Genomic DNA, 11,784 nt, shown 5'->3' with positions numbered 1-11,784 from the left:
ACTCCCCAGTCATGAGCACCAACTCCCGCCTGCGCACGTTCGGTTCGAAGACCGCCGGCCCCGGTAACCCCGTCTACATCACGGGTGAGATCGGCATCAACCACAACGGCGACCTCGACAACGCCTTCAAGCTGATCGACGTGGCCGCCGAGGCCGGCTGTGACGCCGTCAAGTTCCAGAAGCGCACCCCCGAGATCTGCACCCCGCGTGACCAGTGGGACATCGAGCGCGACACCCCCTGGGGTCGCATGACGTACATCGACTACCGCCACCGCGTCGAGTTCGGCGAGGACGAGTACCGCCAGATCGACGAGCACTGCAAGAAGCGCGGCATCGACTGGTTCGCCTCCCCGTGGGACACCGAGGCCGTCGCCTTCCTGGAGAAGTTCGACGTCCCGGCCCACAAGGTCGCCTCCGCGTCGCTCACCGACGACGAGCTGCTCCGCGCCCTGCGCGCCACCGGCCGCACGGTCATCCTCTCCACCGGCATGTCGACGCCGAAGCAGATCCGCCACGCGGTCGAGGTCCTCGGCTCGGACAACATCCTGATGTGCCACGCCACGTCGACGTACCCGTCGGTGGCCGAGGAGCTCAACCTCCGCGTCATCAACACCCTCCAGTCCGAGTACCCGAACGTCCCGATCGGGTACTCCGGCCACGAGACCGGCCTGCAGACCACGCTCGCCGCCGTCGCCCTCGGCGCCGCCTTCGTCGAGCGCCACATCACCCTCGACCGCGCCATGTGGGGCTCCGACCAGGCCGCCTCCGTCGAGCCGCAGGGCCTCACCCGCCTCGTGCGCGACATCCGCACCATCGAGGCGTCCCTCGGTGACGGCGTCAAGAAGGTCTACGAGTCGGAGCTCGGCCCGATGAAGAAGCTCCGCCGCGTCGCGGGCGTCGTCGCCGAGTCGGAGATCGCCGTCGCCGCGGGCGAGCCGGTCGGCGTCTGACCGTCCGACGTCCGCCCGTGTGGGCCGGCGCCCAGCCGGGCGCCGGCCCACGGGCCCCAACCCCCACAGGTCCCTCGGAGGGCCCATGTCGCCCATGTCAGCAGCACGCTCCGGACGCCGCTCCGGAACCCTGTGTTTCGTGGAGAGCCCCGTCCAGCTCCTCAACGTCCTGGAATGGGCGCATCGCGCCGAGAGCACCGACAAGACGGACCGGATCACCCTGGTCGTCCTGTCGCCCACGGACCCCATGACCCGCGGCCAGCTGCGCCGCATGGCCGAACTCGCCCGCGACGAGGGCCACATTGTCCGCTGGGAAGAGGCGCGCGGCGGCGCCACCGCACCCTTCCACACCATCGGCGGACTCGCGGGCGCGCTGCGCAAGGCCGCCCGCATCGTCATCGGCGACCCGTTCTCCCGCTACGTGCAGCTCCTGCTGACGATCACCCGGGCCCCCGAACTCGTCGTCGTCGACGACGGCACCGCGACCATGGAGTTCGTCTCCCAGCTCGCCCGCGGTGAGCGCCTCGTGCGCTGGCACCGTCGCGGCGGCCGCCCCGGACCGCGCGACGTCGTCTTCGCGCCCGTGTCCGCCGCCGCCCGCCGCCGCCTCACCCCCGACGGCGCCCGCCGCGCCGTCGAGGTCTTCTCGGCCATGCCGATCGACTCCGTCCCCGACGGTGTCCGCGTCACCCGCAACGACTTCACCTGGACCCGCGCCCGCTTCGGCCCGCCCCGCATGACGAAGGGCGCCGACCTCGTCGGCACGTCGCTCGTCGAGACCGGCGTCGTCGACCCGGACCGCTACCTGGAGGCCGTCCGCACCCTCGCCCGCGCCCACGGCGCGACGCGCTACTTCGCCCACCGCCGCGAGAGCTCGGACAAGCTGCACCGCCTCGCGGTCGAGACCGGCCTGGAGATCGTCCGCCCGGACCTCCCGCTCGAACTGATCGCCCGCCGCGGCCCCATCGGCCGTACGATCCTCAGCTTCCCCTCGACGGTCGTCCACACCCTGCCCCTGGCCCTCGTCGGCACCGAGGTCCGCGTCGCCGTCTGCGACATCGACCCCGCCTGGCTGACGGAGAGCGCCTCACCGCGCGCCCAGGGCTTCCTGTCCGGCGTCACCGGCACCGCACGCGACGTACACCGCCTTGCCTCGGTCGCCCCGGCGATGTGAGCGGGGGGACGAAAAAGACCCCATACCCCCCGTACGGGTAGGTCATGCGCACCGGGGCCGGGTTTCTTACCCCAATTCGGTTGAACTTTTGTTGATCGTGGGGCGGCCGCCCCCTGCCCCGGCCTACCCTTCAAAGGGTGAACCAATTGATGTCCCGAGAGTCCGAGGCCGGTCAGCCCGGGGAAGCGGTCACCTCCGGAGCGCTGCCCGGCACGCTGTCCGAAGAGCTCCGTGCCGAACTGGTCGCCTTCCGCCGTGACTTGCACATGCACCCCGAGCTCGGCAACCAGGAGTTCCGCACCACGGCGGCGATCAGGGCCCGCCTGGAGGAGGCCGGGCTCACGCCCCGCATTCTGGACATCGGCACCGGACTCGTCTGCGACATCGGCACGGCGGAGGGGGAGTGGCGCGGCGGGCCTCCCATGCTCGCCCTGCGCGCCGACATCGACGCGCTTCCCATCCCTGACACCAAGGCGAGCTGCACCTACCGCTCCACCGTGCCCGGCCGGGCCCACGCCTGCGGTCACGACGTGCACACGACGGTCGTGCTCGGCGCGGGCCTGGTCCTCGCCGAGCTGCACCGCCAGGGCCGGCTCCCGCACCCCGTACGCCTGATCTTCCAGCCCGCCGAGGAGGTGCTGCCCGGCGGCGCCCCCGACGCCATCGAGTCGGGCGTGCTCGAAGGCGTCGGGTCGATCATCGGCGTGCACTGCGACCCGAAGGTCGACGCGGGCCGGATCGGGCTGCGGCACGGCGCGATCACCTCGGCCTGCGACCGGCTCGAGGTCGCCCTCGACGGGCCCGGCGGGCACACCGCGCGCCCCCACCTCACCACCGACCTCGTGACCGCCGCCGCGAAGGTGGCCACCGAGGTCCCCGCGCTCGTCGCCCGCCGCATCGACGCCCGTTCGGGCCTCGCCGTGACCTGGGGACGCATCGAATCCGGCCACGCGTGCAACGTCGTCCCGCAGCACGCCGAGCTGTCCGGCACGGTCCGCTGCCTCGACCTCGAAGCGTGGCGGCAGGCGCCGGACCTGGTGCACGGCGCGATCCAGGAGATCGCCGACCTCTACCGGGCCAAGTCGGAGATCAACTACATCCGCGGGGTGCCGCCCGTGGTCAACGACCCGGAGGTCACCGATCTCCTGACCGAGGCGATGACCCTGCGCCGCGGCCCCCACTCCGTCGAGGACACCCAGCAGAGCCTGGGCGGCGAGGACTTCTCCTGGTATCTGGAGCACGTCCCCGGCGCCATGGCCCGCCTCGGGGTGCGCACCCCCGGCGAGCGCGGCGGACGCGACCTGCACCAGGGCGACTTCGACGCCGACGAGTCGGCGATCACCGTAGGGGTGGAGCTGTTCACCGCGGCGGCGCTCATGGACGGGGCCGCACGGACGCAGGGGGCGTAGACCGGTGCGGGGCAAGGGTCGGTGTGGGCGGCACGTAACCCACCCGACCCACCCCCGTAACGCCCCGTAGACCGGACGGCCGGGCGGCGTTCGCGTCAATCCGATAACGGCTGCGGAACGGCCCTTTATCTGACATCTACGCGCGTTACGATCCGTCCGAAAACCAGCGCCGGGAGCCCGGCGCTCAGGTCAGGTCGAAGGAGCCTCCCTTGCGCCGGGTAGCCAAACTCTCTGCTGCGTGCATAGCCACCGCGGCACTCGCTCTCACCGCCACCGCATGTGGCGGCACTTCCTCGGACAACGAGTCCTCGGGCTCCTCGTCGGACTCCGGCAAGAAGGGCGGCGTCAAGATCGGCCTCGCCTTCGACGTCGGCGGCCGTGGTGACCACTCCTTCAACGACTCCGCCGCGCGCGGTGCTGACAAGGCCAAGAAGGAGTTCGGCGGTGACCTCAAGGAGCTGACCGCCAAGACCTCCGACACCGAGGCCGACCGCGAGCAGCGCCTGTCCGACCTGGCCGACGCCGGCTACAACCCCATCATCGGGGTCGGCTACGCGTACGCCACCTCGATGACCAAGGTCTCCGCGAAGTACCCGAAGACCACCTTCGGCATCGTCGACTCCGTGGTGAACGCCAAGAACACCGACTCCATCGTCTTCACCGAGGAGCAGGGCTCCTACCTGGCCGGCGTCGCCGCCGCGCTGAAGACGAAGAAGGACCACGTCGGCTTCATCGGCGGTGTCGACGTCCCGCTGATCAAGAAGTTCGAGGCGGGTTACGTCCAGGGCGTCAAGGCCACCAACCCGAAGATCAAGGTCGACGTCCAGTACCTGAGCCACGGTTCGGACACCTCCGGCTTCGCCTCCCCGGACAAGGGCAAGGAAGCCGCCCAGGGCATGCTCGACAAGGGCGCCGACGTCGTCTACTCGGCGGCCGGCTCCTCCGGCAACGGTGCCATCGAGGCCGTCTCCGGCACGAAGGGCGCCTGGGCGATCGGCGTCGACTCGGACCAGTACAACATCCCGGGTCTGGCCAAGTACAAGTCCTCGATCCTGACTTCGGTCGTCAAGAACGTCGACATCGGCGTCTACGACCTGATCAAGTCGGTCAAGGACGGTTCGCCGAAGACCGGCACCAACACCTACGCCCTGAAGGACGGCGGCGTCTCGCTCGCCACCTCCGGCGGCTTCATCGACGACATCCAGGCCAAGCTGGACGCCGCCAAGGAGCAGATCGCGAGCGGCAAGGTCAAGGTCAAGACCACCCCGTGACCTGAGGCCCCCAAGGGCCCGGCTCGGCGGGGGGATGGCGAAAGCTTCCCCTCGCCGAGCCATAACAATGTGTCAACTCTACGCGTGTAGCTAAGAGTTGGCGTATTACCGTCGCCGACGCGCCCCCGCGCGGCTCCGCGCGACCGTTCACCCCTTCCGTACGTACGTCCTGTCCCCCGAGGAGAGTGCGCCATCAACGCGTCCAGCCCTCCCGCCGTCGAACTGCGCGGCATCACCAAGCGCTTTCCCGGCGTCGTCGCCAACCGCGACATCGACATCACCGTACGGCGGGGCACCGTCCACGCCCTGTGCGGTGAGAACGGCGCCGGCAAGTCGACCCTCATGAAGATCCTCTACGGCATGCAGAAGCCGGACGAGGGCACCATCGCGGTCGACGGCACCCAGGTCACCTTCGCCACGCCCGCCGACGCCATCGCTCGCGGCATCGGCATGGTCCACCAGCACTTCATGCTGGCCGACAACCTCACCGTCCTGGAGAACGTCGTCCTGGGCGCCGAGAAGCTGCACGGCATCGGCGGCAAGGCACGTACGAAGATCCGCGAGATATCGGAGGCGTACGGCCTCGGCGTGCGCCCCGACGTCCTCGTCGAGGAGCTCGGGGTCGCCGACCGCCAGCGCGTCGAGATCCTCAAGGTCCTCTACCGTGGCGCCCGGACGCTGATCCTCGACGAGCCCACCGCGGTCCTCGTGCCGCAGGAGGTCGACGCGCTCTTCGACAACCTGCGCGAGCTCAAGTCCGAGGGCCTCACGGTCATCTTCATCTCCCACAAGCTGGGTGAGGTGCTCTCCGTCGCGGACGAGATCACGGTCATCCGGCGCGGGACGACGGTCGGCACGGCCGACCCGAGGAACACCAGCACCAAGCAGCTCGCCGAGCTCATGGTGGGCAGTGAGCTGCCGTCGCCGGAGACCGAGGAGTCGACGGTCACCGACACCCCGATGCTCCACCTGGCCGGGGTGCGCCTCACGCAGACCGACCTGGACGGCGTCGAGCGCGTCATCCTCGACGACATCACCTTCACCATCCGCCGCGGCGAAGTCCTCGGCATCGCGGGCGTGGAGGGCAACGGCCAGTCCGAACTCGTCGAGGCCATCATGGGCATGCGGACCGCGGACCGCGGCACCGTCGCCCTGAACGGCGCCGACGTCACCCGGACCCCCACCCGCAAGCGCCGCGAAGCCGGTGTCGGGTACATCCCCGAGGACCGGCACCGTCACGGGCTGCTCCTCGAAGCGCCGCTGTGGGAGAACCGGGTCCTCGGCCACGTCACCGAGCGGCCCAACTCCAAGGGCGGGCTGCTCGACCTCAAGGCCGCCCGCGCCGACACCGAGCGCATCGTGCGCGACTACGACGTCCGCACCCCCGGCATCGAGGTCACCGCGGCCTCCCTGTCCGGCGGCAACCAGCAGAAGCTGATCGTCGGCCGCGAGATGAGCCACGCGCCCAAGCTGCTGATCGCCGCCCACCCCACCCGCGGTGTGGACGTCGGCGCACAGGCCCAGATCTGGGACCAGATCCGCCGCGCCCGCCGCGAGGGCCTCGCCGTGCTGCTCATCTCGGCCGACCTGGACGAGCTGATCGGCCTGTCCGACACCCTGCGGGTGATGTACCGCGGCCGCCTGGTCGCCGACGCCGACCCCGCCACCATCACCCCGGAGGAGCTGGGCTCCGCCATGACAGGTGCGGCCTCCGGCCACCTCGAGCACACGGAAGACGCCGAAGGCGGGGACGCCCGATGAAGACACTGATATCCCGGGGCAAGTCCCGGATCGACAAGGAGCGGCTGATCCTCGCGGTCGCCGCCCCGCTCCTGGCGATCATCGCCGCGCTCGTCGTCACCGCCGTGATCATCGCGGCGACCGGCAAGGACCCCTTCGCCGCGTTCAGCGACATGGTGACCTACGGCTCCGCGAGCGACAGCCAGGTCTACATCCTCAACAAGGCGACGACGTACTACCTCGCGGGTGTCGCGGTGGCCATCGGCTTCCGCATGAACCTGTTCAACATCGGTGTCGACGGCCAGTACCGGCTCGCCGCGTTCGTCGCGGCCGTGCTCGGCGGGGCGCTCACGCTGCCCGGCTGGCTCGCGATTCCGCTGATGCTGCTGGCGGCCATGGGAACCGGTGCCCTGTGGGCCGGCATCGCGGGCATCCTCAAGGTGACGCGGGGCGTCAGCGAGGTCATCGCGACGATCATGCTGAACGCGATCGCCACCGCGGTCATCGCCTACTTCCTGCAGCCCGGGAAGCTCGGCCAGCTCGACGAGGCGGGCACCCTGGTCTCCACCAAGCCGCTGCCCGCGTCCTCGTACCTCTTCAACTTCGACACCGGCGCCTCGGGCCAGCTGAACGGCTTCATCGTGATCGCCGTGCTCGTCGGCATCGCGTACTGGTTCGTCCTCGGGCGTACGCGCTTCGGCTTCGACCTGCGCACGGTCGGCCAGTCCGAGTCCGCGGCAGCCGCGAGCGGTGTCAGCGTCAAGAAGATGGTCGCCACCAGCATGATCATCTCGGGTGTGGTGGCCGGTCTCGTCGGCATGCCGACCCTGCTCAACGAGAGCCACCAGTTCGACAACAGCTTCCCGGCCGGCCTCGGCTTCACGGGCATCGCGATCGCGCTGCTCGGCCGCAACCACCCGGTCGGCATCGCGCTCGGCGCCCTGCTGTGGGGCTTCCTGGAGCGCACCACCAACCACCTGGAGTTCCAGGGCTACGACAAGGAGATCCTCGGCGTGATCCAGGGCGTCATCGTCCTGTGCGTCGTCATCGCCTACGAGGTCGTACGCCGCTACGGGCTCAAGCGCCAGCAGCAGCGGGTCGGCGCCGAGCTCGCCGCGCAGGCCGCCGCCGTCCGCACCGACAAGCAGGAGGTGGCCGGATGACCGCCACGACGACCGACACCCCGCCGCCGGCGGCCCCCGCGGTGAGCGGCGCCAAGAAGGCGCGCGGCCGGCTCTCCACGGGCCAGACCCTGATGATCGTCGTCGGCGCGCTGTTCCTGGTCTCCGCCGTCCGCGTCATCACGGGCGCCGACCAGCTCACCTCCGGCGGCCAGATCGGCGCCGCGCTCGGACTCGCCGTGCCCATCGGCCTCGCGGCCCTCGCGGGCCTGTGGTCGGAGCGGGCCGGCGTGGTCAACATCGGCCTCGAAGGCATGATGATCCTCGGCACGTTCGGCGCCGGCTGGCTCGGCTGGCAGGCCAGCCCCTGGCTCGGCCTCGTCTGCGGCATCGGCTTCGGTGTGCTGGGCGGTCTGATCCACGCCGTCGCCACCATCACGTTCGGCGTCGACCACATCGTCTCCGGTGTCGCCGTCAACCTCCTCGCGCTCGGCGCCACCCAGTACCTCGCCAAGCTGTTCTTCGCCGAGGGCGAGCCCGCGACCAAGGGCGGCAACCCCAAGCAGTCGCCGCCCGCCGAGTCGCTCGGCGACTTCACCGTCCCGGGCCTGTCCAGCGGACTGCACTCCATCGAGCAGCACCACTGGTTCTTCGTCTCCGACGTGGCCGGCATCCTCGGCGGCCTGGTCACGAACGTCTCCGTGATCACGATCCTCGCCGTGCTGCTCTTCGTGGGCAGCTGGTGGGTGCTGTGGCGCACCTCGTTCGGCCTGCGGCTGCGCTCCTGCGGCGAGAACCCGGTCGCGGCCGAGTCCCTCGGCGTCAACGTGTACGCGCACAAGTACGCGGCCGTCGCCATCTCCGGCGGACTCGCGGGTCTCGGCGGCGCGTTCCTCGCGCTGGTCACCTCGCACAGCTACCTGGAGGGCCAGACCGGCGGGCGCGGCTACATCGGCCTCGCCGCCATGATCTTCGGCAACTGGCGGCCGGGCGGACTCGCCATGGGCGCGGGCCTGTTCGGCTTCTCCGACGCGCTCCAGCTGCGCAACGGCGGCGAGACCGTCCACGCGCTGCTGCTCCTGCTGGTCGTGCTCCTTGCTCTGCTCGCGGGCTGGAAGGCGTACCGCAAGGCCATGATCCAGGCCACGATCAGCGCGGTGATTGCCGCGGTCGTCCTGGTCTGGTACCTCCTGACGGATGAGGTGCCCGGCGACTTCGTCGGCGCCACCCCGTATGTCGTCACCCTCCTGGTGCTCTCCCTGTCCGCGCAGCGGCTGCGGATGCCCAAGGCCGACGGCATGCGCTACCGGAAGGGTCAGGGCAAGTGACGGAAGCCGACTGGGAAGCACTCAGGGAGGCGGCCCGCGAGGCCATGTCCCGCGCGTACGTGCCGTACTCGGCCTTCCCGGTCGGCGCCGCGGCCCGCGTGGACGACGGCCGCACCGTGTCGGGCTGCAACGTCGAGAACGCGTCGTACGGGCTCGGCCTGTGCGCCGAGTGCGGGCTCGTCTCGCAGCTCCAGCTCACCGGCGGCGGCCGCCTGACGCACTTCACGTGCGTGGACGGCAAGGGCGAGATCCTGATGCCGTGCGGCCGCTGCCGCCAGCTCCTCTACGAGTTCGGGGGCACCGAGCTGCTCCTGGAGACGACATCGGGGATCCGCCCGCTCGGCGAGATGCTCCCCGACGCGTTCGGACCCCAGCACCTCAACTGACCGAAGGCCCCGCCCTGTTGGGCGGGGCCGCTTTCAACGGGTCGCTCTATGCGCGTAGAGTCGGCCTGCTGCCACCTGCGGAAGGACAACGCCATGGACGTCATCTCCGTCATCCGGACCAAGCGGGACCGGGGCGAACTCAGCGACGAGCAGATCGACTGGGTCATCGACGCGTACACACGCGGCGTCGTCGCGGACGAGCAGATGTCGGCGCTCGCCATGGCGATCCTCCTCAACGGCATGAACCGTACGGAGATCGCCCGCTGGACCGCCGCGATGATCGCCTCCGGCGAGCGCATGGACTTCTCGTCCCTGTCCCGCCCGACCGCCGACAAGCACTCCACCGGCGGCGTCGGCGACAAGATCACGCTGCCGCTCGCCCCGCTGGTCGCCGCGTGCGGCGCCGCCGTCCCGCAGCTCTCCGGCCGCGGCCTCGGCCACACCGGCGGCACCCTCGACAAGCTGGAGTCCATCCCCGGCTGGCGCGCCCTGCTCTCCAACGACGAGATGCTGAACGTCCTCGACACCGTCGGCTCCGTGATCTGCGCGGCCGGCGACGGGCTCGCCCCCGCGGACAAGAAGCTCTACGCGCTGCGCGATGTCACCGGCACCGTCGAGGCGATCCCGCTCATCGCCTCCTCGATCATGTCGAAGAAGATCGCCGAGGGCACGGGCTCGCTCGTCCTCGACGTCAAGGTCGGCACCGGCGCGTTCATGAAGACCATCGAGGACGCCCGCGAACTCGCCTCCACCATGGTCGAGTTGGGCACCGACAGCGGCGTTCACACGGTCGCCCTGCTCACCGACATGTCGACGCCGCTCGGCCTCACCGCCGGCAACGCGCTCGAAGTCCGGGAGTCCGTAGAGGTACTGGCGGGCGGCGGCCCCTCCGACGTCGTCGAGCTCACCCTCGCCCTGGCCCGCGAGATGCTCGACGCGGCGGGCATCAAGGATGCCGACCCGGCGAAGGCCCTCGCCGACGGCTCCGCGATGGACGTCTGGCGCCGCATGATCGCCGCGCAGGGCGGCGACCCGGACGCGGCGCTGCCCACGTCCCGTGAGCAGCACGTCGTCACGGCGCCCGCCTCCGGTGTCCTGACCCGCCTCGACGCGTACGGCATCGGTGTCGCCGCCTGGCGCCTCGGCGCGGGCCGCGCCCGCAAGGAGGACCCGGTCCAGGCCGCTGCCGGCATCGAACTCCACGCCAAGCCGGGCGAGCCCGTCACCGCGGGCCAGCCCCTCCTGACCCTGCACACGGACACCCCGGAGCGCTTCGAGTACGCCCTTGAGTCCGTCGAGGGTTCCTACGACATCTCGGCCCCGGGCACGGCATTCGAGCCCATGCCGGTCGTGCGGGAACGCATCGGCTGACCTGGGGTTTCCTCGTACGGGTGAACGGGATCGGCAGACCCTTGCCGGTCCCGTCCGGCTCACCCCAGCAACGCCGCGATCACCACCAGCGCCGGCACCGACGCCAGCGTCGTCAGCAGGATCGACTCCCTCGCCAGCTTCTCCGCGACGTTGTAGCGCGACGCGTACGTGAAGAGGTTCTGCGCGGCCGGGAGCGCCGACGTCACCACCACGTCCAGGAGTGACGCGCCCCGCAGGCCGAAGACGCCCGCCGCGAGCACCCACGCCACCGCGGGCTGCCCCACCGACTTCAGGGCCACCGACAGCAGCACCGGCACCCGGTCGGAACCGCGCCGGGCCGGCAGCGAACTCCCGCACAGCGAGATCCCGTACGCGAGCAGCACCACCGGCACGGACATCTTGCCGATCAGATCGACGGGGTTGAAGACGGGACCCGGCACCGTCCACCCCGTCGCCGCCACGATCACGCCCGCGAGCGCGCCGACCGCGATCGGGTTGCGCAGCGGCGTGACGATCCGCTGCCACAGGGGCCGCGTCCGACCGGCCTCCGAGAGATCGAGGACCGTCATCGCTATCGGCGTCACCACGATCTGCTGGAAAAGCAGCACGGGCGCGACCAGAGAGGCGTCGCCGAGGACGTACACGGCGATGGGGATGCCGAGGTTGCCCGAATTGACGTAGCTGGAGCACAGGGCGCCGATCGTCGTCCGCCCCACGCCCCACCGGCGCGCGACACCCACCGCGATGAACACCCCGGCGGCGGCCGCCGTGCTCAGCGCCGTCACCAGCAGCCGCGGCGACAGGATCACCGAGAGATCGGCCTTCGCGAGCGTGGTGAACAGCAGCGCGGGAGTGGCGACATGGAAGGCGAGTTTGGTGAGGACCTCGCGGCCGTTGTCCCCGAGATAGCCGCGCTTGCCGATCAGGAAGCCGACGGCGATGACCACCGCGATGACGGCGAACCCGTTCAGCACCCCTGCCACGATGCCCCCTGCCGGCGTCGTGCGGACGGCTGAGCAGGTACGCGATCAAGG

Annotated in this window: 10 protein-coding genes; 9 read left to right on the top strand and 1 reads right to left on the bottom strand. The window is 70.6% G+C overall.

Annotated features, from left to right (window positions below; all coding sequences use genetic code 11):
• Positions 1 to 11 precede the first annotated feature (11 nt).
• From ACWIGU_RS21630 to ACWIGU_RS21590, 9 genes are all read left to right on the top strand, one after another.
• Positions 12 to 950, top strand: coding sequence for an N-acetylneuraminate synthase family protein (locus ACWIGU_RS21630; RefSeq protein ID WP_454403154.1), 939 nt, complete (start codon positions 12 to 14; stop codon positions 948 to 950).
• An 85-nt stretch (positions 951 to 1,035) separates the two neighbouring features.
• On the top strand, positions 1,036 to 2,124 hold the full coding sequence (locus tag ACWIGU_RS21625; RefSeq protein WP_454403153.1) for a hypothetical protein: 1,089 nt from the start codon (positions 1,036 to 1,038) through the stop codon (positions 2,122 to 2,124).
• Positions 2,125 to 2,273: 149 nt separating this feature from the next.
• On the top strand, positions 2,274 to 3,533 hold the full coding sequence (locus ACWIGU_RS21620) for an amidohydrolase (protein WP_454403151.1): 1,260 nt from the start codon (positions 2,274 to 2,276) through the stop codon (positions 3,531 to 3,533).
• 209 nt (positions 3,534 to 3,742) lie between these two features.
• Complete coding sequence (locus ACWIGU_RS21615) at positions 3,743 to 4,804, top strand: BMP family lipoprotein (RefSeq protein WP_454403149.1); 1,062 nt, start codon at positions 3,743 to 3,745, stop codon at positions 4,802 to 4,804.
• A 192-nt stretch (positions 4,805 to 4,996) separates the two neighbouring features.
• The gene (locus tag ACWIGU_RS21610; RefSeq protein WP_356282094.1) at positions 4,997 to 6,565 is read left to right on the top strand and encodes an ABC transporter ATP-binding protein; all 1,569 of its coding nucleotides are present in this window, start codon (positions 4,997 to 4,999) and stop codon (positions 6,563 to 6,565) included.
• The gene (locus ACWIGU_RS21605; RefSeq protein ID WP_454403147.1) at positions 6,562 to 7,707 is read left to right on the top strand and encodes an ABC transporter permease; all 1,146 of its coding nucleotides are present in this window, start codon (positions 6,562 to 6,564) and stop codon (positions 7,705 to 7,707) included. Before ACWIGU_RS21610 ends, ACWIGU_RS21605 begins: the two co-directional genes overlap by 4 nt.
• Positions 7,704 to 8,993: an ABC transporter permease gene (locus tag ACWIGU_RS21600; protein ID WP_454403145.1), complete on the top strand. Its 1,290-nt coding sequence runs from the start codon at positions 7,704 to 7,706 to the stop codon at positions 8,991 to 8,993. The genes ACWIGU_RS21605 and ACWIGU_RS21600 overlap by 4 nt, the downstream gene beginning before the upstream one ends.
• Complete coding sequence (locus ACWIGU_RS21595; RefSeq protein ID WP_100594725.1) at positions 8,990 to 9,379, top strand: cytidine deaminase; 390 nt, start codon at positions 8,990 to 8,992, stop codon at positions 9,377 to 9,379. Before ACWIGU_RS21600 ends, ACWIGU_RS21595 begins: the two co-directional genes overlap by 4 nt.
• A 93-nt stretch (positions 9,380 to 9,472) precedes the next feature.
• Entirely contained in the window at positions 9,473 to 10,750 is a 1,278-nt protein-coding gene (locus ACWIGU_RS21590) for a thymidine phosphorylase (RefSeq protein WP_454403143.1), read from the top strand.
• Between the two features lie 59 nt (positions 10,751 to 10,809).
• Here ACWIGU_RS21590 and ACWIGU_RS21585 read toward each other — a convergent pair whose 3' ends face one another.
• Complete coding sequence (locus ACWIGU_RS21585; RefSeq protein ID WP_454403141.1) at positions 10,810 to 11,733, bottom strand: AEC family transporter; 924 nt, start codon at positions 11,731 to 11,733, stop codon at positions 10,810 to 10,812.
• Positions 11,734 to 11,784: the final 51 nt, after the last annotated feature.

This window comes from Streptomyces sp. NPDC055400 (genome assembly GCF_053644375.1).
The sequence above is the reverse complement of the archived record's forward strand: the minus strand, read 5'-3'. Positions and strand labels throughout refer to the sequence as shown.

Bases quoted from the DNA above. Each gene is read 5' to 3' on its own strand.
- ACWIGU_RS21630 (WP_454403154.1), top strand. From the start codon at position 12: ATGAGCACCAACTCCCGCCTGCGCACGTTCGGTTCGAAGACCGCCGGC.
- ACWIGU_RS21625 (WP_454403153.1), top strand. From the start codon at position 1,036: ATGTCGCCCATGTCAGCAGCACGCTCCGGACGCCGCTCCGGAACCCTG.
- ACWIGU_RS21620 (WP_454403151.1), top strand. From the start codon at position 2,274: ATGTCCCGAGAGTCCGAGGCCGGTCAGCCCGGGGAAGCGGTCACCTCC.
- ACWIGU_RS21605 (WP_454403147.1), top strand. From the start codon at position 6,562: ATGAAGACACTGATATCCCGGGGCAAGTCCCGGATCGACAAGGAGCGG.
- ACWIGU_RS21600 (WP_454403145.1), top strand. From the start codon at position 7,704: ATGACCGCCACGACGACCGACACCCCGCCGCCGGCGGCCCCCGCGGTG.
- ACWIGU_RS21590 (WP_454403143.1), top strand. From the start codon at position 9,473: ATGGACGTCATCTCCGTCATCCGGACCAAGCGGGACCGGGGCGAACTC.